The sequence below is a fragment of the Phenylobacterium sp. genome, from assembly GCF_041920015.1.
Lineage (GTDB): Bacteria > Pseudomonadota > Alphaproteobacteria > Caulobacterales > Caulobacteraceae > Phenylobacterium.
Window position 1 is genome coordinate 20,076 of sequence record NZ_JAYRST010000008.1, and the last position, 23,478, is coordinate 43,553.

At 68.4% G+C, this 23,478-nt stretch carries 24 protein-coding genes; 5 read left to right on the forward strand and 19 right to left on the reverse strand.

What is annotated here, in order from left to right; translation table 11 throughout:
- The first annotated feature begins 198 nt into the window (after positions 1–198).
- A complete protein-coding gene (gene uvrA / locus ACE3TL_RS03170; protein ID WP_374577251.1) occupies positions 199–3,096 on the forward strand; it encodes an excinuclease ABC subunit UvrA in 2,898 nt (965 codons plus the stop codon).
- On the opposite strand, the gene ACE3TL_RS03175 is transcribed toward uvrA, so the two are convergent.
- The gene (locus tag ACE3TL_RS03175) at positions 3,093–3,725 is read right to left on the reverse strand and encodes a methylated-DNA--[protein]-cysteine S-methyltransferase (protein WP_374577252.1); all 633 of its coding nucleotides are present in this window, start codon (positions 3,723–3,725) and stop codon (positions 3,093–3,095) included. The genes uvrA and ACE3TL_RS03175 overlap by 4 nt on opposite strands.
- A gap of 48 nt (positions 3,726–3,773) precedes the next feature.
- Here ACE3TL_RS03175 and ACE3TL_RS03180 point away from each other — a divergent pair, with 48 nt between their 5' ends.
- Positions 3,774–4,385, forward strand: a complete 612-nt coding sequence (locus ACE3TL_RS03180) for a glutathione S-transferase family protein (protein WP_374577253.1) — start codon at positions 3,774–3,776, stop codon at positions 4,383–4,385.
- A gap of 1 nt (position 4,386) precedes the next feature.
- Here the strand turns inward: ACE3TL_RS03180 and ACE3TL_RS03185 are convergent, their stop codons facing one another.
- Entirely contained in the window at positions 4,387–5,265 is an 879-nt protein-coding gene (locus tag ACE3TL_RS03185; protein ID WP_374577255.1) for a hypothetical protein, read from the reverse strand.
- 126 nt (positions 5,266–5,391) lie between these two features.
- Between ACE3TL_RS03185 and trmFO the strand changes: the two genes are divergently transcribed.
- Positions 5,392–6,798 (forward strand): methylenetetrahydrofolate--tRNA-(uracil(54)-C(5))-methyltransferase (FADH(2)-oxidizing) TrmFO, encoded by a 1,407-nt coding sequence (gene trmFO, locus ACE3TL_RS03190; protein ID WP_374577256.1) that lies wholly within the window; start codon positions 5,392–5,394, stop codon positions 6,796–6,798.
- A 3-nt stretch (positions 6,799–6,801) separates the two neighbouring features.
- Here trmFO and ACE3TL_RS03195 read toward each other — a convergent pair whose 3' ends face one another.
- The 5 genes from ACE3TL_RS03195 to yajC are packed head-to-tail and all read right to left on the reverse strand — an operon-like array spanning position 6,802 to position 10,722.
- Complete coding sequence (locus ACE3TL_RS03195) at positions 6,802–7,494, reverse strand: squalene/phytoene synthase family protein (RefSeq protein ID WP_374577257.1); 693 nt, start codon at positions 7,492–7,494, stop codon at positions 6,802–6,804.
- Between the two features lie 10 nt (positions 7,495–7,504).
- Positions 7,505–7,864: an Mth938-like domain-containing protein gene (locus ACE3TL_RS03200; RefSeq protein WP_374577258.1), complete on the reverse strand. Its 360-nt coding sequence runs from the start codon at positions 7,862–7,864 to the stop codon at positions 7,505–7,507.
- A 4-nt stretch (positions 7,865–7,868) separates the two neighbouring features.
- Positions 7,869–8,807 (reverse strand): protein translocase subunit SecF, encoded by a 939-nt coding sequence (secF, locus tag ACE3TL_RS03205; protein WP_374577260.1) that lies wholly within the window; start codon positions 8,805–8,807, stop codon positions 7,869–7,871.
- A 10-nt stretch (positions 8,808–8,817) separates the two neighbouring features.
- Positions 8,818–10,419, reverse strand: a complete 1,602-nt coding sequence (gene secD / locus ACE3TL_RS03210; RefSeq protein WP_374577262.1) for a protein translocase subunit SecD — start codon at positions 10,417–10,419, stop codon at positions 8,818–8,820.
- A 15-nt stretch (positions 10,420–10,434) separates the two neighbouring features.
- A complete protein-coding gene (gene yajC, locus ACE3TL_RS03215) occupies positions 10,435–10,722 on the reverse strand; it encodes a preprotein translocase subunit YajC (RefSeq protein ID WP_374577308.1) in 288 nt (95 codons plus the stop codon).
- Between the two features lie 178 nt (positions 10,723–10,900).
- Here yajC and ACE3TL_RS03220 point away from each other — a divergent pair, with 178 nt between their 5' ends.
- A complete protein-coding gene (locus tag ACE3TL_RS03220) occupies positions 10,901–11,740 on the forward strand; it encodes an ATP-binding protein (RefSeq protein ID WP_374577263.1) in 840 nt (279 codons plus the stop codon).
- 253 nt (positions 11,741–11,993) lie between these two features.
- Here the strand turns inward: ACE3TL_RS03220 and ACE3TL_RS03225 are convergent, their stop codons facing one another.
- The 12 genes from ACE3TL_RS03225 to ACE3TL_RS03280 all read right to left on the reverse strand — a co-directional run bounded on the left by ACE3TL_RS03225 (position 11,994) and on the right by ACE3TL_RS03280 (position 23,053).
- The gene (locus ACE3TL_RS03225) at positions 11,994–13,760 is read right to left on the reverse strand and encodes a LysM peptidoglycan-binding domain-containing protein (RefSeq protein ID WP_374577264.1); all 1,767 of its coding nucleotides are present in this window, start codon (positions 13,758–13,760) and stop codon (positions 11,994–11,996) included.
- 96 nt (positions 13,761–13,856) lie between these two features.
- The gene (locus tag ACE3TL_RS03230) at positions 13,857–14,525 is read right to left on the reverse strand and encodes a protein-L-isoaspartate(D-aspartate) O-methyltransferase (RefSeq protein ID WP_374577265.1); all 669 of its coding nucleotides are present in this window, start codon (positions 14,523–14,525) and stop codon (positions 13,857–13,859) included.
- Positions 14,526–14,532: 7 nt separating this feature from the next.
- Complete coding sequence (gene surE / locus ACE3TL_RS03235; protein ID WP_374577266.1) at positions 14,533–15,312, reverse strand: 5'/3'-nucleotidase SurE; 780 nt, start codon at positions 15,310–15,312, stop codon at positions 14,533–14,535.
- Positions 15,312–16,589, reverse strand: a complete 1,278-nt coding sequence (serS, locus tag ACE3TL_RS03240; protein WP_374577267.1) for a serine--tRNA ligase — start codon at positions 16,587–16,589, stop codon at positions 15,312–15,314. Before serS ends, surE begins: the two co-directional genes overlap by 1 nt.
- 79 nt (positions 16,590–16,668) lie before the next feature.
- Positions 16,669–17,613: a twin-arginine translocase subunit TatC gene (gene tatC / locus ACE3TL_RS03245; protein ID WP_374577268.1), complete on the reverse strand. Its 945-nt coding sequence runs from the start codon at positions 17,611–17,613 to the stop codon at positions 16,669–16,671.
- Positions 17,610–18,113: a Sec-independent protein translocase protein TatB gene (gene tatB / locus ACE3TL_RS03250; protein WP_374577270.1), complete on the reverse strand. Its 504-nt coding sequence runs from the start codon at positions 18,111–18,113 to the stop codon at positions 17,610–17,612. Before tatB ends, tatC begins: the two co-directional genes overlap by 4 nt.
- 78 nt (positions 18,114–18,191) lie before the next feature.
- Entirely contained in the window at positions 18,192–18,398 is a 207-nt protein-coding gene (locus tag ACE3TL_RS03255) for a twin-arginine translocase TatA/TatE family subunit (protein ID WP_374577271.1), read from the reverse strand.
- A gap of 100 nt (positions 18,399–18,498) precedes the next feature.
- Positions 18,499–19,146: an SMC-Scp complex subunit ScpB gene (gene scpB, locus ACE3TL_RS03260; protein ID WP_374577273.1), complete on the reverse strand. Its 648-nt coding sequence runs from the start codon at positions 19,144–19,146 to the stop codon at positions 18,499–18,501.
- Complete coding sequence (locus ACE3TL_RS03265) at positions 19,143–19,955, reverse strand: ScpA family protein (protein ID WP_374577309.1); 813 nt, start codon at positions 19,953–19,955, stop codon at positions 19,143–19,145. Before ACE3TL_RS03265 ends, scpB begins: the two co-directional genes overlap by 4 nt.
- Positions 19,943–20,965, reverse strand: a complete 1,023-nt coding sequence (gene nagZ, locus ACE3TL_RS03270; protein WP_374577275.1) for a beta-N-acetylhexosaminidase — start codon at positions 20,963–20,965, stop codon at positions 19,943–19,945. The genes ACE3TL_RS03265 and nagZ overlap by 13 nt, the downstream gene beginning before the upstream one ends.
- Positions 20,962–21,780 carry an SPOR domain-containing protein gene (locus ACE3TL_RS03275; protein WP_374577276.1) on the reverse strand — a complete coding sequence of 273 codons (819 nt, stop codon included), beginning with the start codon at positions 21,778–21,780 and terminating at the stop codon, positions 20,962–20,964. The genes nagZ and ACE3TL_RS03275 overlap by 4 nt, the downstream gene beginning before the upstream one ends.
- A gap of 100 nt (positions 21,781–21,880) precedes the next feature.
- Positions 21,881–23,053 (reverse strand): deoxyguanosinetriphosphate triphosphohydrolase, encoded by a 1,173-nt coding sequence (locus tag ACE3TL_RS03280; RefSeq protein ID WP_374577278.1) that lies wholly within the window; start codon positions 23,051–23,053, stop codon positions 21,881–21,883.
- Between the two features lie 77 nt (positions 23,054–23,130).
- Between ACE3TL_RS03280 and erpA the strand changes: the two genes are divergently transcribed.
- Positions 23,131–23,463 carry an iron-sulfur cluster insertion protein ErpA gene (gene erpA / locus ACE3TL_RS03285; RefSeq protein ID WP_374577279.1) on the forward strand — a complete coding sequence of 111 codons (333 nt, stop codon included), beginning with the start codon at positions 23,131–23,133 and terminating at the stop codon, positions 23,461–23,463.
- Positions 23,464–23,478 lie beyond the last annotated feature (15 nt).

Consider the following 23,478-nt stretch of genomic DNA (forward strand, 5'->3'; position numbering starts at 1 on the left):
CGAAAGCCAGGTGCGGCGAACGTCCTGCTGACAATGCTGCTGACAGGTTTGGGCGCGGCCTGGCCCTAAAACCCGACGACGAGATCGCCGCAGCGCAGTTTGTTCGCACAATGTTCCTGTGTTATCGGTGAGTCTCGGGACTACATTAGACGGGAGCCCGCCGAGGGGATCGGCGGCTGTTAGCGTTTCCGGAAAAACATGGCCGAACAGCTCAATTTCATCCGCGTGCGCGGCGCGCGCGAGCACAATCTGAAGGATGTCAGCGTCGACATCCCGCGTGGAGAACTGGTCGTGCTGACCGGCCTCTCCGGCTCGGGCAAGAGTTCGCTGGCGTTCGACACGATCTACGCCGAGGGCCAGCGGCGCTATGTCGAGAGCCTGTCGGCCTACGCCCGCCAGTTCCTCGAACTGATGAGCAAGCCGGACGTGGACCTGATCGAGGGCCTGTCGCCGGCGATCTCCATCGAACAGAAGACCACCAGCCGCAATCCGCGCTCGACCGTCGGCACGGTCACGGAAATCCACGACTACATGCGTCTGCTGTGGGCGCGGGTCGGGGTTCCCTATTCGCCGGCGACCGGCCTGCCCATCGAAAGCCAGACCGTCAGCCAGATGGTCGACAAGCTGACCGCCCTGCCCGACGGCGAGCGGATCTACCTGCTGGCGCCGGTGGTGCGCGGCCGCAAGGGCGAATACCGCAAGGAGATCGCCGAGTGGCAGAAGGCCGGGTTCCAGCGGCTGAAGATCGACGGCGAGTTCTATCCGATCGAGGACGCCCCGGCGCTCGACAAGAAGTTCAAGCACGACATCGACGTGGTGGTGGACCGGCTGGTCACCAAGTCCGGGCTCGAAAGCCGCTACGCCGACAGCCTGGAGACGGCGCTGAAGCTGGCCGACGGCATCGCCACCGCCGAATGGGCCGACACGGCCGAGGGTGAGACCGAGCCGCGGCGGCTGATCTTCTCGGAGAAGTTCGCCTGTCCGGTCTCGGGTTTCACGATCAGCGAGATCGAGCCGCGGCTGTTTTCGTTCAACAATCCCTATGGCGCCTGCCCGGTCTGCGACGGCCTGGGCGCCAAGCTCGCCTTCGACGCCGACCTGGTGGTTCCCGACAAGGACAAGACCCTGCACAAGGGCGCCATCGCCCCCTGGGCGAAGGGGCCCTCCCCCCTCTACACCCAGACCCTGCAGGCCCTGGCCGGCCACTACGGCTTTTCGATGGACATGTCGTGGTGGAAGCTGCCCGAGGGCGCCAAGACCGTGGTGCTGTATGGATCGGGCAGCGAGAAGATCAAGTTCGTCTACGACGACAACGCCCGCAAGTACGAGGTCAACAAGACCTTCGAGGGCGTGCTGCCGAACCTGGAGCGCCGTTGGCGCGAGACCGACTCGGCCTGGGTGCGCGAGGAATTGGGCCGCTATCAGTCCGAGACACCGTGCGAGGCGTGCGAAGGCTATCGCCTGAAACCAGAATCCCTGGCGGTGAAGATCGACGGCCGGCACATCGGCGAGATCAGCCGCCTGTCGATCCGTCATGCGGGCGAATGGTTCACCGCCCTGGAAAGTTCGCTGACCGACAAGCAGATGGAGATCGCCCGGCGAATCCTGAAGGAGATCAACGACCGCCTGCGGTTCCTGGTCAATGTCGGGCTGGACTATCTGAATCTTTCGCGCTCGTCGGGCACGCTGTCGGGCGGCGAGAGCCAGCGCATCCGCCTGGCCAGCCAGATCGGCTCGGGCCTGACCGGCGTGCTCTATGTGCTGGACGAGCCGTCCATCGGCCTGCACCAGCGCGACAACACCCGGTTGCTGGAGAGCCTGAAGGGCCTGCGCGATCTCGGCAATTCGGTGCTGGTGGTCGAGCATGACGAGGAGGCGATCCTCACCGCCGACTATGTGATCGACATGGGCCCTGCGGCCGGCGTCCACGGCGGCGAGGTGGTGGCCGAAGGCACGCCCCAGCAGGTGATGGACAATCCGAAGAGCATCACCGGCCAGTACCTCTCCGGCGTGCGCGAGATCGAGATTCCCGAACAACGCCGGCCGATCTCGAAGAAGAAGGTGCTGCGCGTCGTCGGCGCCAGCGGCAACAACCTGAAAAACGTGACGGCGGAGATTCCGACCGGGACCTTCACCTGCATCACCGGGGTCTCCGGCGGCGGCAAGTCGACCTTCACCATCGAGACGCTCTACAAGGCCGCGGCGCGGCGGCTGCACAACGCCTCGGACGCGCCGGCCCCACACGAGCGGATCGAAGGGCTGGAGCATTTCGACAAGGTCATCGACATCGACCAGTCGCCGATCGGGCGCACGCCGCGCTCGAACCCGGCGACCTATACCGGGGCCTTCCAGCCGATCCGCGACTGGTTCGCCGGCCTGCCGGAGTCCAAGGCTCGGGGCTATGGGCCGGGCCGTTTCTCGTTCAACGTCAAGGGCGGGCGCTGCGAGGCCTGCCAGGGCGACGGGGTCATCAAGATCGAGATGCACTTCCTGCCCGACGTCTACGTCACCTGCGACGTCTGCCACGGCAAGCGCTACAACCGCGAGACGCTGGAGGTGCTGTTCAAGGGCAAGTCGATCAGCGACGTGCTGGAGATGACCGTCGAAGAGGCGGCCGAGTTCTTCAAGGCGGTGCCGCCGGTGCGCGACAAGATGGAGACGCTGAAACGCGTCGGCCTCAGCTACATCAAGGTCGGCCAGCAGGCGACGACGCTGTCGGGCGGCGAGGCCCAGCGGGTGAAGCTGAGCAAGGAGCTGTCGCGCCGGGCGACCGGGCGGACGCTGTACATCCTGGACGAACCGACCACCGGCCTGCACTTCGAGGACGTGAAGAAGCTGCTGGAGGTGCTGCACGAACTGGCCGACCAGGGCAACACCATGGTGGTCATCGAGCATAACCTGGACGTGGTGAAGACCGCCGACTGGATCGTCGATTTCGGCCCCGAGGGCGGCGACGGCGGCGGCGAGATCGTCGCCCAGGGCTCGCCGGAGGACGTGGCGGCCAATCCGAAGAGCTGGACGGGCCGCTACCTGGCCGAGATCCTCCAGAAGCACGCAGCGCGGCGCAGCGCGCGACGCGCGAAGCTCAGCGCCTAGAGTCCTCCGAACAGCGGCAGGGTGTCGGGGGACAGCGCGCCCTCGATCTCCAGCATCCGCAGCTTGGTGTCGGCCCCGCCGGGCGCAGAGAAGCCGCCCTTGCGGCCACCGGCCGCCAGGATGCGGTGGCAGGGCACGACGATGGGCCAGGGATTGGCGCCCAGGGCCTGGCCCACCGCGCGCGACAGGGCCACGTCGCCAAGCTGGCGGGCGATGTCGCCATAGGTCAGGGTGCGACCCGGCGGAATGGCCCGGGCGATGGCGTAGACCCTGGCCGGCAGTTCGGCGATGTGACCGTCGTCCAGCGCGACCTCCAGCAGATCGCGCTTGTCGCCGCGCAACAGGGCCTGCATCCCCTCGATGGCCGCAGCGACGGGCGGCGACGGATCAGCCTCGAGCGCTTGCGGCCGGCTGCGCAAGAGGTGCGCCCATGGGTCGCCCCCCTCCACCAGCGGCAGCATGACGCCGGTCAGGCCGCGGTCGCTCCAGGACACGCCGCAGGTCCCGATGGTGGTTTCGAACAGGCGGAAGCCTTCGGTCATGGCGGTGACGATACCACCTGCCGCACGCCCCCGCTCGCGGGTTTCGGACTCTTCGATCCCAGCGCTGTGGGACTTGCGTTCAAACAAGCGTTCGACCTAGCTTGCGTCCATACTTAGAAGATTAGGGAGTCCCCGATGATCCTTTACGGCGCGCCGATGCCGGCGCCGAATCCTCGCCGCGTACGCATCTTCCTGGCCGAGAAGGGCGTCGACCTGCCCGAGACGACGGTCGACATGCGCAAGCGCGAGCATAAGTCGCCCGAATTCCGCGCCAAGAACTCCATGGGCCAGTTACCCACCCTGGAGCTGGACGACGGAACCTGCATCTCCGAGACCGTCGCCATCTGCCGCTATTTCGAGGAGACCCACCCCGAGCCGCCGATGTTCGGCCGCACGGCGGTCGAAAAGGCGCTGGTGGAGCAATGGATTCGCCGGGTGGAGTTCGCGGTCATGATGCCCGTCGGCAATTTCTGGCGGCACGCCCACCCGTTCACCGCCGCTTTGCTGACCCAGTACAAGGACTTCGGCGAGGCCAATCGCGAAACCTACCAGGGGGCGCAGAAGTACATCGACCGCGAACTGGCCGGGCGCGAGTTCCTGGTCGGCGACAGCTATTCGATGGCCGACATCTGCCTGCTATCCACGGTCGACTTCGCCGACTGGATCGGCCTGCCGGTCGAGGACGAGTTCCAGAACCTCAAGGCCTGGCGCGAGCGAGTGAGCGCGCGCCCCAGCGCCAAGGCCTGAATCAGCCCCGGCTCAGCGCGCGATAGGCCACTGCGGCCGGCGCGATGATCACCGCGTAGTAGAGCGCGCTGAGCCAGGCGGCGACCAGCAGGTAGAGGATCATCACCGGCGAGAAATAGGTCGCGAGCGACGACTGGTCGGGGGCGAACATCTTGCCCACCGCCTGGAGATCGCCGCCGACCGCGACGGCGACCAGGGCCGAGAAGATCGTCACCACCAGCATGGCGATGACGACGATGCCGCAGATCGCCAGGGCGTAGGCGCCGGTCAGCCGCCAGAACTGGCCATGGGTCAGCTTCCAGGAGTCGAACAGGGCGATCCGCCGCTCGGCAAAGGTGATAGCCGGCGCCAGCGACAACCGCACCCCGACATAGAACAGAAGGCCCAGGAAGAAGATCTCGGTGGCCACCGCCACCAGCAGGGCCACGTTCTGCCCCGCCGCCGAGGCGATCATGGCGATCAGGGCCGCGGCCAGGACAACGACGAACATGGTGACGCTGGCCAGCAGCACGTAGATGAAGGTCAGGGCCGCCAGGCGCGCCTCGTCCATGCCGAGCTTCAGATAGGCGAATCCCTTCTCCTCCGGCCGCAGGAGGATGCGGTAGACGGCGCCGGCCATCACGCATTGGACCGCAAGGCCCATGACCATCATCGGCAGCAAATCGCCCATGGCCTTGCCGAAGGTCGCAAGGTCGGCGGGCTGCTCGGCGGAGCTGGCCTCGAGCACGGCGCGCGCGTCCTGGCCGATCGCGATCAGATAGACCGCGCTACAGATGCTGACCAGGAAAGCGAAGACCGCCCAGATCAATACGACCTTGGGCCTTTCGCGCGTGATCCGGAAACCTTCCAAGGCGGCGTCGGTCGCCGAGAACGCAGTCATCTCAATCCTCTGGCCCACCCGCAGGCAATGAGTCGGCCTCTCTTCGGCTGCGGACTCTGGTGACGTCGCAGGCCGCCTGCAAGGCCTAGCTCGCGAAGTCGCCGGATCGTTGCTAGTTAGTCACGCATGTCGATCCAATCCGTTCATATCGTCGGCGGGGGCCTGGCTGGCTCCGAGGCCGCCTGGCAAGTCGCTCAAGCCGGAGTTCCGGTCGTGCTCTACGAGATGCGCCCGGTCCGCAAGACCGATGCGCACCAGACCGAGGGCCTGGCCGAGCTGGTCTGCTCCAACTCCTTCCGCGCCGACGACTGGACCGGCAATGCTGTGGGCCTGCTGCACGCCGAGATGCGGCGGCTGGGCTCGATCATCATGGCCTGTGGCGACGCCAACCAGGTGCCGGCCGGCGGCGCCCTGGCCGTGGACCGCGACGGCTTCTCGCAAGCCGTCACCGCGCGGCTGGAAGCCCACCCGCTGGTGACCATCGTGCGCGAAGAGATCGCCGGCCTGCCGCCGGCCGAATGGGACAACGTGATCGTCGCCACCGGCCCCCTCACCTCGCCGGCGCTGTCGCAGGCGATCTTGGAGCTGGGCGGCGAAGGCGAGCTGTCGTTCTTCGACGCCATCGCCCCGATCGTGAACTTCGATTCGATCAATATGGACGTCTGCTGGCGCCAGTCGCGCTACGACAAGGCCGGGCCGTCCGGCGAGACGGCCGCCTATATCAACTGCCCGATGGACAAGGCGCAGTACGAGGCCTTCATCGACGCCCTGCTGGACGGGCCCAAGTCCGAGTTCAAGGACTGGGAGAACGTGCCCTATTTCGACGGCTGCCTGCCGATCGAGGTGATGGCCGAGCGGGGGCGCGAGACCCTGCGCCACGGGCCGATGAAGCCGGTCGGCCTGACCAACGCCCACAAGCCCGATGAGAAGGCCTACGCCGTCGTCCAGCTTCGCCAGGACAATGCGCTGGGCACGCTCTGGAACATGGTCGGCTTCCAGACCAAGCTGAAGCATGGGGCGCAGACCGAGATCTTCCGCACCATTCCCGGCCTGGAGAAGGCCGTGTTCGCGCGGCTGGGCGGGCTGCACCGCAACACCTTCCTGAACAGCCCCAGGCTGCTGGACGCCCAACTGCGGATGAAGCAGCAGCCGCGCCTGCGCTTCGCCGGCCAGGTGACCGGGGTCGAGGGCTATGTCGAGAGCGCGGCCGTCGGCCTGCTGGCCGGCCGCTTCGCTGCGGCCGAGCGGCTGGGCCGCCCGATCGGGCCGCCGCCGGCGACCACGGCCATGGGCGCGCTGATCGGCCACATCACCGGCGGCCATATCGACGCCGGCAAGGGGTCGTTCCAGCCGATGAACATCAATTACGGCCTGCTGCCGCCGCTGGACGAGGCCGGCCCCAAGCGCCGCGAGGACGGCAGCCGCATCGGTGCCAAGGAGCGCGGCCGCAACAAGAAGCTGGCCATGGGCGAGCGCGCCCTGGCCGATCTCGACGCCTGGCTGGCCGAAGCCCAGGCCCTGGCCGCCGAATAATAGCTAGAGCCGCCCCCGCGCGACGGCCCAGAACAGACGCAGGCGGCTCTCCAGATCGGAGGGCCGCCGCCCGCGGGCTCGCTGACGGGCGAGCGTAGCGTGGGCGGCGGCGGGAAACGCCGCCACCGAGAGCCCTTGAGCCTTGGCCAACGCCTCTGCGAGCGCAGCCTGCGCGGCTGGTCCCTCCATGCCGGCCGTGGCCATGAGGCGGCCGACGGCCCAGGCCTTGCCGGCCTCGCGGGCCTTGCCGACGTCGGCGGCGGGATCGAGCGCCAGGGCTGCGGCCTGGGCCGCGCCGCCGCCGGTCCCTTCGGCCCATTCCTGGGCGTCGGCGAGATTCATTGGCGCTGGGTCGAGCTCGCGATAGCGCGCGTCGATCATGGTTTCGAGGGGGCCGCGCGGCAGGCTTCGCCGGGCGATGGCCGCCGCCAGGGCCAGGGCTGTGGGATGATGGCGCACTGCGCCGCCGCCATAGGCCTCATCCAGCATCTCGCGCCACCAGGTCAGGCGAATCTCGCCCAGCAGAGGGTTGGAGGCCACCTTCGGCGCGCGGCCCAGTTCGTGGTCGAAGGCGTAGATCGCGATCACGTCGGCCCGCGCCTGCGGATCGGAGATGAAGCGGCTGGAGAGCCAGCGCTCGGGATCGAGGCGGCGGACCTGTCCGTCGAGGTCTTCGGAGGCTTCGGGGTCGGACATGGCGCGCAGCCTAGACGGCGATCAGGGCCGCGGCCAGCTTGCGCCCTTCGGCGGTCAGGATGTTGTAGGTGCGGCAGGCGCTGGGCGTATCCATGAATTCCAGGCCGATGCCAGCGCGTTGCAGCGCCTCGCGCACCGGGCGCGGCGGCAAGGCGTTGGCCGCCCCGGCGCCCAGCAGGACGAATTCCACCTCGCCGCGGCCCGCCGCGACGATCTCGGCGAAATGCTCGGGCTTCAGCTCGGCCATGGCGCGAACGGGCCAGGGCCTGGCCTCGTCCTTGAGGATCAGCAGCGAGCCCTGATGACGCCCGGTGGAGAGGCGGAAACCGCCGTCTCCATAGGTGTCGATCTGGGGCGCGTCGCGGGCCATGGTCCTAGCGGGCGGCCTGCGGCTTCAGCGGTTCGGCCGGTTCGTCGCCGCGCTTGACGCCCCACAGCAGGATGATCGGCAGGGCGACATAGATCGACGAATAGGTGCCGACGACGATGCCGAAAACCATGGTGATGACCAGCGGCAACAGCACCGGCCCGCCGAAGAACACCGCGCCGGAGAGCGCCAGGATCGCCGTCGAACCGGTGATCAGGGTGCGCGACAGACGCTCGTTCTCCGAGCGGTTGATGACGTCGGCCAGAGGCGTGGTCTTGTACTTGCGCAGGTTCTCGCGAAGCCGGTCGAAGGTGATGACCTTCTCGTTCATCGAATAGCCGATGACGGTCAGCAAGGCGGCGATGGAGGTCATGGAGAACTCCAGATGCGTCAGCGACAGCATGCCGAGCGTCAGCAGCACGTCATGGAAGACGCCGACCACCGCGCCCAGGCCGAACTGGAGCTGGAAGCGGAACCAGATGTAGAGCAGCATCAGGAAGACCGCGACGCCGAGGGCCATGAAGCCGCCCTGCATCAGCTCGCCCGAAACCTTCGGCCCCACGACCTCGACCTTCTTGAAGGTGATGCCGGGGAATTCCTTGCTGAGCTCGGTCTTGATGCGCTCGGCCCCGTCGACCGGGCTGACGCCCTCGGCGGTGCGGAAGCGCAGGACCGCGCCGTTGGCGGCCCCCATCTGCTGAACCTGAGCGTCCTCGCCGCCGACATGCATCATGGTGGCGCGCAGCTTGGCGATGTCGGCCGGGCCCTTGGTCTGCACCTCGATCATCGAACCGCCGATGAAGTCGATGCCCAGGTTCAGGCCCTTGGTGAAGAACGACACGCCCGAGCCGGCGATCAGCAACGCCGACAGGATCGCCGCATAGGGCGCCAGCCGCACGAAGTTGAAGTGGAACTCGCGCGGGAGAATACGGATCAGAGGCCACATGTTCTGAACCCTATACGATCGGCAGGGCCTTCGGCCGCTTGGCGCGGAACCAAAGGCCGATGAGCACTTGAGTGATGACGACCGCCGTGAACACCGAGGTCACGACCCCGATCAGCAGCGTCCAGGCGAACCCGCGGATCGGGCCCGAACCGAACTGGAACATGATCAGGGCGGAGATGGCGCTGGTGATGTTGGCGTCGAGGATGGAGACCAGGGCGCGCGAATAGCCGTGCTCCAGGGCCGATATCGGCGAGCGGCCGGCATGGGCTTCGTCGCGTATCCGCTCGTAGATCAGCACGTTGGCGTCGACCGCCACCGCCAGGGTCAGGATGAGGCCGGCGATCCCGGGGAAGGTCAGGGTCGCCTGTGTGAACGACATGATCCCCAGGATCAGCAGCACGTTCACCACCAGGGCGATGGCCGCAAACACCCCGAACAGCCCGTAGGCCAGGATGATAAAGATGATGATGGCGACGCCGCCGATGGCCAGCGAGATGATGCCGGCCTTGACCGCGTCGGCCCCCAGTTCGGCCCCGACCGTCGACTGCTGCTCGACCTTCAGCGGCGCGGGCAAGGCGCCGGCGCGCAGCAGGATGGCCAGGTCGTTGGCGCTCTGCGGCGTGAAGCTGCCGCTGATCTGGCCGGAACCGCCGGTGATGGCGCTCTGGATGACCGGGGCGGAGATCACCTTGCCGTCGAGCACGATGGCGAAACGCTTGCCGATGTTCACGGCCGTCGCCTCGCCGAAGCGCCGGGCGCCCTGGCTGTTGAAGCGGAAGGAGACGACCGGCTGGCCGCTCTGCTGGTCGAAGGACTGCTGGGCGTCGGTCAGCATCTCGCCGGTGACGAGGGCGCGCTTCTTGACCAGCACCATGGAGGTGTAGCCGTCTTCGCTGGGCAGGAGTTCGGAGCCGGGCGGCACGCGGCCGGCGGCCGCCTCCTCCAGGCTGACGCTCTCGTCGACCATCTGGAAGGTCAGCTTCGCGGTCTGGCCGATCACGTCGCGCAGACGCTGGGGATCGCTTTCACCGGGCGCCTGGACGACGATGCGGTCGACGCCCTGGCGGACGATGGTCGGTTCCTTGGTGCCCAGTTCGTCGATCCGGCGACGCAGGATTTCGATGGACTGGTCGACCGCGCGACCGGCCTCGGCGGTCATGGCGTCCTGCGACAGCGACAGGCGGATGCGGCCGCCGCCGTCGTTGTTGATTGAGATCTCGCGGCCGCCCGGCGCGCCGGCCACCACGCCGGCGACTGAGGCGCGCAGCTTGTTGACCGCCGTATTGGCCTGGGCCGGGTCGTTGATCAGGACGCTGACCTCGCCGTTCACCTCGCGCAGCTCGGCGAAGGGAATCTGCACTTCGCGCAAGGTGGTGCGGGTGTCTTCGACTAGGTTGGTCAGCCGCTCGCGCTTGAGGGCCGCGGTGTCGACTTCCAGCAGCAGGTGCGAACCACCCTGCAGGTCGAGGCCGAGGTTGAGCGTCTGCTTGGGCATGAAGCCCGGCAGGCTGTCACGAACATCCGCCGGCAACAGGTTCGGCAGGGTGAACAGCACGCCGAAGATCGCCGACAGAACGACGGCGATCACCTTCCAGCGCGAGAGATTGATCATGTGCGGTTCGAGCCCTTAGGCCTTGGAGTCATTAGCCGGGGCCGGTTCACCGCGGACGCGGACCTCGGCGATCATGCCCTTGACCACCTTGATCGTGACGCCCTGGGCGATTTCAAGGCCGACTTCCTTGTCCTCGACCCGGACGACCTTGCCGATTACGCCCGAGCTCAGCACGACGACGTCGTTGCGCTTCAGGTTGGTGATCATCTGCTGATGCTGCTTCATCCGGCGCTGCTGCGGGCGGATCATCAGGAAATAGAACAGAACGACCAGGCCCACCAGCGGCAGGAACTGGATCAGCATGTCCTGCGGACCGCCGGCGGCGGCTCCTGCGGCGGTCTGGGCGAAGGCGGGCGTGGCGAACATGGCGCTCCGAAGCTCTGGTGTCGGGCGCGTCGCGGCCCGGTTTTCAAGTCGGCGGAAGCTATGCGCTGCGTCTTCGTTTTGCAATGGAAGCGCCATGCCGCTAAGCAGCGCAGCCATGGAAGACGCGTTGCATCCGGTTCTGATCCGTATCGCCGAGGCCCTCGAGCGCCTCGCCCCGCCCGCCAAGGTCGCGCCCGATTTCGCCGGCGCCCGTCTCTTCCGTCACGATCCCGTAACCGGCGCCTTCCATCCGGCGCCCGACTATCCCCTGCCCCTCGAATCCCTGCTGGGGATCGACCGGCAGAAGGAGCGGTTCCTGGAGAACCTTGAGCGGTTCGCCCGCGGCCTGCCCAGCAACCACGTCCTGCTGTGGGGCGTGCGCGGCACGGGCAAGAGCTCGATCTCCAAGGCCGCGTTCATGCAGGTGTCGGCCCAAGCGCCGGACCTGAAGCTGGTCGAGGTCGACCGCGACCAGGTGACCGAGCTGCCGGCCCTGTTCGACCTGTTGCGCGCCCGCAGCGAGCGGTTCGTGGTGCTGTGCGACGACCTGTCGTTCGAGGAAGGCGCCAGCGCGGCCAAGGCGCTGAAATCGGCGCTGGAGGGCGGGGTCTCCGGTCCGCCGGCCAATGTGCTGTTCGTCGCCACCTCGAACCGCCGCCACCTGATGCCGCGGACCAACACCGAGGATCGGGGCCTGGTCGCCTCCGCCGAGGACGCCGAGGAGGAAGTCAGCGTCTCCGACCGCTTCGGCCTGTGGATCGGCTTCCCGCCCATGGACCAGGCGACCTATCTGGCGGCGATCAACGCCTATGCCGCGCGCTATGGCCTGGCCGACGCCGACCTGGAACGGCGCGCCTTGCAATGGGCGCAGTTGCGCGGCTCGCGCTCGGGCCGCGTCGCCTACCAGTTCATCCGCGACCTGGCGGGCGAACAGGGCAAGCCGCTGCCGGTGTAGGGCGCTGTAGATGCTCCTCGCCTGAGGGGGACCGTCGCATGGAATGCAGACCGCCGGCTACGGCGCGATCGCGCATGCCGTCCCGGAAAGCGCGCAGCGCTTGTCCGGGATCCATGAACACCTGAACTTTCAGGCTCTTGCCACGCCGAGACGGATTCTGAGCCGCATGTGTTCATGGATCCCGGTCTTGCTTCGCAAACCGGGATGACACCCATATGCGAGCCACCCCTGGCCGGGGGTGAATTGGCCTCTACTACTTCGGCAGGACGAGCTTGGGGTCGATCGGGCGGGCGCGGTCCTGCGGGGTGGGCGCGTAGCGCACCTCGAAGTGGAGCTGAGGCTCGGTGACGCCGCCGGTCGTGCCGGTCTGGCCGATCTGCTGCCCCTGCACGACCTTCTGCTGCATCTTCACATCGACCCGCGACAAGTGGCCATAGGCCGTGACCCAGCCATCGGTGTGCTTGATGAGCACGAGGTTCCCGAAGCCCGGAACCTGGTCGCCGGCATAGACGATGTCGCCCGCCGCAGCGGCCCTCACCGTCTCGCCCGCGCTGGCGCGGATATTGACGCCGTCATTGCGCTGGCCCGTGCCCTTGGGGCCGAACTCGGAGATCACATCGCCGCGCACCGGCCAGATGAAGCGGCCGCGGCCGAAGCTGGAAATCTGGGCGTCGGTGGGACTGGCCGAGGCGGCCGGCGGCGTGATCGGCGGCGGAACCGGAGCAGGCGCAGGCGCGGACTGCGGTGTCGAAGGCGTGGGGGCCGGCGTCGGCCGCGGCGCCGGCATGACGGGCGCGGGCGGCGGCAGGCTGGGCGTCGGAGCCGGGGTCGGCCTGGGCCGCGGCGCGGGCGTGGTCTCGCGGATCGGTCCGCGATCGCGATAGCCGGCCGGCAGGACGACCTGGCGGCCGGGCTTGATCGCCGCGCCGACCTTCAGGCCATTGGCCTGGGCCAGCGCCTTCTGGGTGACGCCGAAACGCTGGGCGATCAGGGCCATGGTGTCGCCCTGCCCCGCCACATAGGCCTTGACCTTCACCGGCGGCCCCTTGAGCACCTGGCCCGGCTGGAGGGCGTAGGGCGCCTTCAGCTTGTTGTCGTCGGCCAGATCCTTGCGGGTGGTGTCGAGCTTGCGGGCGATGGCGTCGAGGTTGTCGCCTTTCTTGACGGTGTAGGTCGCCGGTTTGCCGGTCGCGTCGACAACCTTGCCGGTCACCTTGCGCACCACGGTCGGCGCGGCCGGTTCCTCGGGTTCGGGCGGCGGCGGCGGCGCGGGCTGCGGCGCGCGCGGCGGCGGCGGGGAGACAGGCGCGGGGGCCGCGCCGCCCGAGACCGGGACCTGGACGCGGACCACGGTTGGCCCCTTGTCCTTGAAGCCGTCCGGCAGGATCAACTTCTCGCCGGTGGCCAGGGGCGCATCGACGTCGCGGCCATTGGCCTCGGCGATGGCCGCAGGCGTGACGCCGAAACGGCGGCCGATGGCGAAGAGGGTGTCGCCCTGCTCCACTACATAGGCCTTGGCGGTCTTGCTCTTCGGGCCCTTGAGCACCTGGCCGGGGCGCAGCGCATAGGGGGCCTTGAGGTTGTTGTCGTCCGCCAGTTGCTGGCGCGTCGTGCCGAGGCTGCGGGCGATGGCGTCGAGATTGTCACCCTTCTTGACCGTGTAGTCCTGAGCCGGACCTGCAGTGTCCACCACCCGGCCGGCGGTGGTCGTGCGGGTGACCGTCTGCATCGCAGGCGGCGACGGGGCCGGACGCGGCTGAGGCGGCGGGCTTTGGGCCGGCGGCAGGCTGGGCAGCGGCGCGGCCTCGACCGGGGCGGTGGGCCTGGGCGTCAGCGGCGACGACGGCGCGGACGGGGTCGTGGCGGCCGGCGGGGGTGCTTGCACGACCGGCGGCGGCTGCGAAGGCGCCGGATTTGGACGTACGGGATAGCTCGGGCGCAGGGGCTCGACCGTGGTGCAGGCCGTCAGCGCCGTGCCGGCGAGAAGGAATAGGACCGTACGCGTAAGTGAAAGCGTCATCGCCGCTCCGGGGACTTTTGGTTCGGAATCAGTCGAGGCGTCACGGTTAATGATGGGTTACAGCCGACGCCGAAGCCAACCCAATTCCTCGTAACCTCAGGGCTCCTTCGCCACGCCGGGCAGCAGCGGCACGAAGCGGACTTCGGTCATCACCTCGGCCCGGAACACCCCGTTCCCATCGCCGAGATAGCGGATCAGTTTCTGCACCGGCCCCTTGCCCACGGGCGCCACCAGGATTCCCGACGGCTTGAGTTGCGAAAGGAGGGCCTTGGGCGCGTCCGGCGCCGCGGCCGTGACCAAAATGCGGTCAAAAGGCGCCTGCTCGGGCCAGCCCAGGCCGCCGTCGCCGAACCTGGTGATGATGTTGGTCAGGCCGAGTTGCTTGAAGCGGGCCTCGGCCTCGCCCATCAGGGTGCGATAGCGCTCGACGGTGTAAACCAGCCGCGCGAGCTTGGAGAGGATGGTGGTCTGGTAGCCCGAGCCGGTGCCGATCTCCAGCACGCGCGAGCGAGGCTCGACCTGCAGGGCCTGGCTCATCAGGCCGACGATGAAGGGCTGGCTGATCGTCTGACCGCAGGCGATCGGCAGGGCCGAATCCTCGAACGCCCGCTCCTTGAACAGGTCCGGGGTGAAGAGTTCGCGGGGAGTCGATTCAAGGGCCGCAAGCACGCCGGGATCGGTGACCCCCTGCGAGCGCAGCGCCAGGACCAGCCGGGCAAGCTGTGCGTCCCTTCCCTCGCCCGTCTCGGTATCGTCGTTCGCCATGCTCGCCTCAGGCCTTCGGCGGCGCGCCCCCGAGCACGCCCTTCAGGCGATAGACGGTTTCGACGTGAGTCAGGTCGATATGCAAGGGGGTGACGGAAATCTTACCGTCGTAAATGGCGCGAAGGTCGGTGCCCTCGGCCGGCCGCGACAATTCGTTGCGGAAGCCCATCCAGTAGTAGTCGCGGTTGCGCAGGTCGGTCCGCTTCTCGGCGTGGCGGACGGCGACGTCGCGGAACGTCTGGCGCGTGACCTCGACCTCGACGATCTGGTCCAGCGGGCGCGAGGGAAAGTTGACGTTCATCACCACGTCCTTCGGCCAGCCGATCTCGACCAGGCGGCGCACGATCCCCGGACCGAAATGCTCGGCCGGCTCGAACATCCCGCGCCCGTCGACCAGCGGCCAGCCGGTCTGGGAGAGCGCAATGGACGGAAACCCCATAGCCATGCCCTCGATCGCGCCTGCGACCGTGCCCGACAGAGTGACGTCCTCGGCGAGATTGGCGCCGCGATTGACGCCCGAGAGCACCAGGTCCGGCTTCAGTCCGCCCATCAGTTCGCTGACGGCCAGCATCACGCAGTCGGTCGGCGTGCCGGTGGTGGCGTAGCGGCGATCGTCCAGCTTTCGCACCCGCACCGGGTCGGCCAGGGTCAGGGCGCGGCTGGCGCCGGACTGCTCGTATTCTGGCGCGCAGATCCAGACATCGTCGGTCAAGGCGCGGGCGATGGCCTCCAGCGCGACGAGCCCTTCGGCGTGGATGCCGTCGTCGTTGGTCAGCAGGATACGCATCAAACCCCGCCGATGTGGGTCAGGCCGTGCATGTAGGGCTGCAGCGCCTGGGGAATGGCGATGCGGCCGTTCTCGTCCTGGTAGTTCTCCATCACCGCCACCAGGGTGCGGCCGACGGCCAGGCCAGAGCCGTTGAGGCTGTGGACGAAGCGCGTGCCCTTCTCGCCGGCCTTCTTGGCGCGGGCGTTCATGCGGCGGGCCTGGAAGTCGCCGCAGTTGGAGCAGGAGCTGATCTCGCGATAGCGGCCTTCGGAGGGAATCCAGACCTCCAGGTCGTAGGTCTTGCGCGCGCCGAAGCCCATGTCGCCGGTGCAGAGGAGCATGGTGCGGAACGGCAGTTCCAGGGCCTTCAGCACCGCCTCGGCGCAGCCCACCATCCGCTCGTGTTCCTCTTCCGATTTGTCGGGCGCGGTGATCGAGACCAGTTCGACCTTGTAGAACTGGTGCTGACGGATCATGCCGCGGGTGTCGCGGCCCGAGGCGCCGGCCTCGGAGCGGAAGCACGGCGTCAGGGCCGTCATGCGCAGCGGCAGTTCTTCCTCGGCGACGATCTGGTCCATGACCATGCTGGTCAGCGGCACTTCGGCGGTGGGGATCAGCCAGCGGCCGTCGGTGGTCTGGAACAGGTCGTCGGCGAATTTGGGCAGCTTGTCGGTGCCGTAGGCCGCCGCGTCGTTGACCAACAGCGGCGGGGAGACCTCAGTGTAGCCGTGCTCACGGGTCTGCAGGTCGAGCATGAACTGGCCGATAGCCCGCTCCAGCCGCGCGACCTGGCCCTTCAGCACCACGAAGCGCGCGCCGCTCATGCGGGCCGCGGCCTCGAAATCGACCAGGCCGAGGCCTTCGCCGAGATCGACGTGGTCCTTGGGCGCGGAGATGGCGAAGGGCTCGCCCCAGCGGCGGACTTCGACATTGTCGTGCTCATCCGCGCCGGCCGGCACGTCGGGGAGCGGGATGTTGGGCAGGCCGGCGAGCAGGTCGTGCAACTCGCCGGAGACGGCGCGCTCAATCTCGGCCTGCTCGGCCAGCACGCCCTTGACCTGCTCGACCTCGGCCATCAGGCGCGTGGCCTCGACCTCGTCCTTACGGGCCTTGGCCTGGCCGATCAGCTTGGAGGCTTCGTTGCGCCGGCTCTGAGCGGTTTCGAGGGCGAGCTTGGCGGCGCGCAGTTTCGCATCGAGGTCGACCGCCTGGGCCGCGGCGCCGGACCGCCCCTTCGCCGCCCACGCCGTCTCGTAAAGCTCGGGGGTTTCGCGAATGGCTCGGATGTCGTGCATGGGTCCGCCACAGGTGGGAGTGAGCGGACTTCTCTAGAGCGCGTTGGAAGGACGGCCAACCCCCGCCGCCTTCACCACGTCAGACCGGCACGATGTCCTGGCCCGCCTCCTCGTCTTCCTCGCGCTTGCGGCGCGCCTCGATGACGCGCACGCACCAGATCGAGATTTCGTAGAGCAGGATGATCGGCACGGCGAGCAGGGTCTGGCTGATCGGGTCGGGCGGGGTCACCACCGCGGCCACGACGAAGACCCCGACGATGGCGTAGCGGCGACCGGCGGCCAGGGCCTTGGACGAGACCAGCCCGGCCATGCCGACCAGGGTCAGGACCACCGGGAGCTGGAAGCAGAGGCCGAAGGCCAGCAGCAGGGTGGTGACCAGGCTCAGATAGTCGGAGACCTTGGGCAGCAGCTCCACCGAGACCGAGGCGTCGCCGACGATCTGCTGGGAAAGCGAGAACCACAGCACGAACGGCAGGATGACATAGTAGACGAGCGCCGCCCCCATCAGGAACAGGGCGGGCGACGCGACCAGGAACGGCAGGAAGGCCTTGCGCTCGCGCTTGTAGAGGCCCGGAGCGACGAAGCTATAGACCTGCCAGGCCAGCACCGGGAAGGTCACCACCACCGCGCCGAAGCCGGCCAGCTTCAGCTTGGTGAAGAAGAATTCCAGGGGGGCGGTGAAGACCAGCTTCAACCGTTCGGCCCCGGCGACATCGGGCGCTTCGCGCGCGCCGATCAAGGCCAGGAACAGGTCCTTGGTCCCGTTGAGGAAGCGGACCGGATCGAAGCCGCCGGCCTGGTGCGCGTGCGCCGCCTGCTCGGCCGCCAGCAACTGGGCGGCGATCGCGAACGGATGCAGCAGGAACATATAGATCTGCTTGGAGAAGGCGAAGCAGAGCACGAAGCCGAGCGCCATGGCGATGACGCAGACGATCAGGCGCGAGCGCAGCTCGACCAGATGATCGAGCAGGGGCGCGCGGGACGCTTCGATCTCGGCGTCGTCGGAATCGTAGGGATTGCTCACGCCTTGGCCTTCGGCTTGGCGGATTTCGGTTTCGCGGCCGCCTTCGGTTTGGCGGCGGTTTCGGCCTTGGGCTTGGCCGCGCGGCGGGCACGGGGCTTGGGAGCCTCAATCGCAGGCGCCGGCTCCGGCGGGGCGACGGGTTCGGGCTCGATCTTTACGGTCGGCGGATGACTGCTGGGTGGAAACTGCATTCCCGACCCCTCCAGGCTGTCGCCGATCTCCTTGAAGACCTGCTCGACCTGGGCTTTCGAGGCGTCGGCCGCGGCGCTCTCGGCGACCTGGCCGCGGCGCATGGCCTCGACCTCCTTGCGCAGCTCGTCCAGTTCGGACTGGCGCGCCATCTCATCGAAGCTGGCCCGGAATTCGTTGGCCATGCCGCGAATCTTGGCTGTGAACTGGCCGAGCTTGCGCAGCATGACGGGCAGGTCCTTGGGCCCGACGACGATCAGGGCGACCGCCGCGATGACCAGGAGTTCGAGCCCGCCGACATCGGGTAACATTCGTGAGGCAGCCTAGACGTAAGAGCCCGCGCCAGCCCAAGACCAGCGCGGGCGAAACCTTCGGGAGACGGCTGAGACTCAGCCGCGCGCTTCGTCCTTCTCGCGCTCGGCGGTGGGCAGCGGCTTGTTTTCCGCCGTCGTCGGCTCGTCCTTCAGGCCGTCGCGGAAGGCGCGGATGCCCTTGGCCGCGTCGCCCATGATGCCCGAAAGCTTGCCGCGGCCGCCGAACACCAGCGCCACGACCACCAGCACGATCAGCCAGTGCCAAATCGAAAATGAGCCCATCAGGCCAAACTCCTCAACGTCGGCGACCGACCTTGGCCGCACGTCCGTCCTTGATTGAAGACGGAATATAATCGTTCACGGCGTCCGACGCCAACGCGTCCTAAAGCTGCGCCTCGTCGTCGCCAAGAAAATCCACGTGGAATTCGGGCGCGTCGCCGTCTTCCAGCGGGTCTTCCTCGGCCAGGCCCAGGCCGGTGGGATTGGGCACGTTGAAGTCCGGCGGCAGGTCGAGGCTGAGCAGGCCGGCGGCCTTCATCTCGGCCATGCCCGGCAGGTCGCTCAAGTGCGCCAGGCCGTAGTGTTCCAAGAAGGCGTCGGTGGTGCCGTAGGTGACTGGGCGGCCCGGCGTGCGGCGGCGACCGCGCATGCGTACGAGACCGAGCTCCAGAAGGACGTCCAGCGTGCCCTTGCTGGCCTGGACGCCGCGCACCGCCTCGATCTCGGCGCGCGTCACCGGCTGGTGATAGGCGATGATGGCCAAGGTTTCCTGGGCGGCCTTGGAGAGGCGGCGCGGTTCCTCGCGCTCCTCGGTCATCAGGAAGGCGAGGTCCTCGGCCGTCTGGAAGCGCCAGCGCCCGGCGACGCAGGCGAGCACCACTCCCCTGCCCTCATAGGTCTTCCGCAAGGCGTCGATCGCCGCTTCGACATCGGCGCCGGCGGGCAGGCGCCCGGCGATGTCCTCCAGGCTCAGGGGGCCGGCGGCCGCGAACAGCAGGGCCTCGACCTGACGTTCGGTCTCGACGCTCATGGACGCAGCTCCTTACGGGCGCGCAGATAGATGTCGGCGAAGGCCTCCAGTTGCCGCGCCTCCAGCGCTCCTTCCTTCACCAGTTCGAGGCTGGCCGAGAGCGTCGAGGCTACATAGGAGGCCTGGGTGGGGCCTTCGCCCGACGGCTTCAGGGGCGCCACGCCGGTCAGGGGCGTCCAGCGCTCCAGTTCGGGCAGCAGGTGGCGCAGGCGGTCGCGGGCGTCCTCCAGCGGATAGGCTTGTTGGACACGGGGCGTGTAGTGGCGGCCCTGTTCCTTGCGGCGCTGCTCGATATAGGCGCTCATCAGGCCGTAGAGGTCGCCCTCAAGCCGCGTCGAGGGCACGATCCTGATCGCCTCCGGATCGCCACGGCCGAAGACGTCGCGGCCGAGGTGGACGCCCTCGCGCAGGGCGTCGGCCGCCTTGCGCATGGCATCGAGTTTCGCCAGCCGGAAAGCGAGCTGGGCGGCCATCTCCTCGGCCGGCGGCTCCTCGGCCTTCGGCCGTTCGGGCTTGGGCAGGAGCAGGCGCGATTTCAGATAGGCCAGCCAGGCCGCCATGACGAGATAGTCCGCCGCCAGGCTGAAACGCACCCGCCGCGCCTGCTGGACGAAGGCGAGGTACTGGTCGGCGAGCCGGGTGATCGAGAGCTGGAGCAGGTCGACCTTCTGGCTGCGCGCCAGGGCCAGCAGCACGTGCAGCGGGCCTTCGTAGCCGTCGATGTCGATGACCAGCGCATCGCCGTCCTCGGCCGCCGTGTTGGCCGCCTCGAAATCCAGCGTGGGCTGGAAGCCGCTCACGGCGTCCAGATCCCGGCGAAGGCGGCGTCGAAGCGCGCCCTCGCCGCCTCGAGGTCGAGAGGCTCAGGAAGCTTGGCGAGGCGGGCGAGCGCGGCCTTGGCGCGGCGAGCGGCCTGGCCGGAAAGCTCGCGGGTCCCGGCGATCACCGCCCGCATCTCGTCCATGTCGCCGTTGCAGTGCAGGACGACGTCGCAACCCGCGGCCAGGGAGGCCTTGGCGCGGCTGGCGAAGTCGCCGCCCAGCGCCTTCATAGACAGGTCGTCGCTCATCACCAGGCCGTCGAAGCCGATGGCGCCGCGCACGACCTTGCGCATCGCCGTCCTGGAGGTGGTGGCCGGGCGCCTGGGATCGACCGCCGAGTAGACCACGTGCGCGGTCATCACCATCGGCATGTCCGACAGCATCTTGAACGGCGCGAAATCCCAGGCGTCGAGCTCGTCGTAGGATGTTTCGACCACCGGCAGGTCCAGGTGGCTGTCAGCCTTGGCGCGGCCGTGGCCGGGGATGTGCTTGACGACCGGCAGCACGCCCCCGGCGATCAGCCCCTCACAGGCGGCGCGGCCCAGGCGGGCGACGCCCTCCGGCGTCTTGGCGTAGGCGCGGTCGCCGATGACGTCGTGCGCCCCCTCGACCGGTACGTCGAGCACCGGCACGCAGTCGACATTGATCCCCAACTCAGCCAGGTCGTGCGCCAGCAGCCGGGCGCCGAGACGCGCGATCTCCCGCTGCAGCAGGAGATCGTTGGCCGGCAACTCGCCATAGGCGCGGCCGGGCGGGTAGCGCCGCCAGTGCGGCGGGCCGAGCCGCTGGACCCGTCCGCCCTCCTGGTCGATCAGCACCGGCGCGTCCGGGCGATCGACGCTCGCGCGCAGGTCCTCCACCAGCCGGCGGACCTGGTCGGGGTTTTCGACGTTGCGGGCGAAGAGGATGAATCCCCACGGCCGCACGTCGCGGAAGAAGGCCTGTTCCTCGCGGGAGAGGCCCTGCCCCGAGCAGCCGAGGATCGCCGCGTGGGTCACTTCACGAAGCAGCTCTTGCCGGCCGCCTTCAGCTTGTCGCAGAAGGCCGCGGCGTCGGCGCGGCTGGAGAAGCCGGTGACCTGGGTGCGGTAGAGGGTGGCGCCGTTCTTTTCGACGGTCTCGACCTTCTTGCCCTTGCCGGCGGCTGCGCCGGGCGCGACGGCGACCGCCTTGGTCCATTCGCTGTCAGCCAGGGCCTGGGACGAGAAGGCGCCGATCTGAACGGCGGCGACGCCGCCGCCCGCGGGCTTGGGCGCCGGAGCCGCCGGGGCCGCCGCCGCAGGCTTGGGCGCGGGCGGCGGGGCGACCTTGACCACCGGAGTCGCGGTCGGCGCAGGCGGCTGGACCGCTGGCTTCAGGCCGCTGCTGGTGGGCGCAGGCGTCGCCGCGGCGATGGGCGCGGCGGAGACCGGCGCGGTCGGTGCGGGCCGCGGGGGCGGCTGGACGGCGACGGGGGCCGGACGCGCCTGGGGCTGTTCGGGGGGAGCTGTGAAGCTGGGAGCTTCGGCCGGCGCCTCGCCAGCCTCGGTCTGGTAGATTTGCAGGCCGGCGGCGGGATCGGCGGGCTGGGCCTCGGCCGGCGGCGGCGCCTTCATCTCGGCGACCGGCGCGCCGACCGTGCGCGGCGGCTGGCCCGCTTCGCGCACGCCGGAGCGGTAGAACATGACGATGGCGATCACGAGCGCGATCAGGACCAGGGCGCTCAGGATCAGCATGACAGGCGCCGGCCCGCCGCCGCGGACCGGCTGGCGCGCGTCGAAGGACAGCGGCGCGTCGGTCGGCGGGGTATAGGCGCCGCGGTCGGGGTCGGACATCGAAGGCTCCGAATTGGATTCGATTGGCCGCGGCGCGAATCGCGCACGGCGTTCAGGCGATTTTATCGAAGCGAACCCGCCTACGAAGCCAGCCTTGCGTCTAATTCCAGACGTCGAGGTGGAAAAGTCGCCGGTGTTCCTCGATGGCGAACCGGTCGGTCATGCCGGCGATGTAGTCGCACACCACCCGCGCACGGCCGGCTTCGTCGCGGTTCTGCGAGCGGGCGAACCACTCTGTCGGCAGGACATCGGGCTCGGCCATGAACAACTGGAACATCTCGGCGAGAATGCGGCGCGCCTGGCTGCGGGTCCGGTTGACCTTCCAGTAGCGGTACATGCGCGACATCAGGAACTCGCGCAGGCGCGAGAGGTCTTCGAGCATGTCGCGCGAGAACGACACCAGGGCGTGGTCCATGTTGCGCACGTCCTCCGGCGAAGCGACCTTGGCCGCTGCGGCGCGACGGCGGGTTTCGGCCAGCACGTCGTCGACCATGGCCCCGATCATGCGGCGAACCGCCTCGAGGCGGATGATCACCGGGTCGAGGCCCGGGAAGTCCTTGAACACCCCGGCCAGGATCGGGCCGATCAGCGGCACGTCGAGCAGGTCTTCCAGCGTGAAAAGGCCGGCGGCCACGCCGTCGTCGACGTCGTGGTTGTTGTAGGCGATGTCGTCGGCGAGGGCCGCGACCTGAGCCTCGGCCGAGGCCCAGGTGCCCAGGCGCAGGTTGTAGTCCTTGTCGAACTCGGCGATCGCGTTCCAGGAGGGACGGCCGAGTTTGTCGGCCACCGGACCATTGTGCTTGATGACGCCTTCCAGAGTCTCCCAGGTCAGGTTCAGCCCGTCCCAGCGCGGATAGCGCCGCTCCAGCTTGCTGACCACGCGGAAGGTCTGGACGTTGTGGTCGAAGCCGCCGTACTTCTCCATCTGGATCTGGAGTTCGTCCTCGCCAGCGTGGCCGAACGGAGGGTGGCCGAGATCGTGGGCCAGGGCGATGGTCTCGGCGAGATCCGGCTCCAGCCCAAGGGCCGTGGCGACCGAGCGAGCGACCTGGGCGACCTCCAGCGAATGGGTCAGGCGCGTGCGGAAATGGTCGCCCTCGTGGGCGACGAAGACCTGGGTCTTCTCCTTCAGCCTGCGAAAGGCGGTGGCGTGGATGATCCGGTCGCGGTCGCGCGCGAACGGCGTACGCGTGCGGCTCTCCGGCTCAGGAACCTTGCGGCCGAGGGACTTGGCGGAATCTTCGGCGTAGGCCGCGCGGGGCGGAGGGTTCATCGGATCTCGTGTGGCGACGCCCTCTTGGACGAAGGGCCTAGTGATCTCATATAGTCCAGGCAGAGGTTTTCCGCAGCATGACCACCACCGAACTCACCCTGTCCCCCGCCGCAGCCAAGCGGCTTCATGAAATCGGCGCGGCCGAAGGCAAGCCGATCATGCTGCGCGTGGCGGTGGAGGGCGGCGGCTGCTCGGGCTTCCAATACCAGTTCGACCTGGTGGACGCCGCCCAACCCGACGACCTGAAGATCGAGCGCGACGGCGCCGCGGCCCTGGTGGACGAGATGTCGCTGGTGCTGCTCAAGGGTTCGGAAATCGACTTCGTCGACGAACTGGCCGGCGCGGAGTTCAAGGTCCGCAATCCCAACGCCAAGTCGAGCTGCGGCTGCGGCGTCAGCTTCTCGATCTAGAATCGAAAAGGCTGG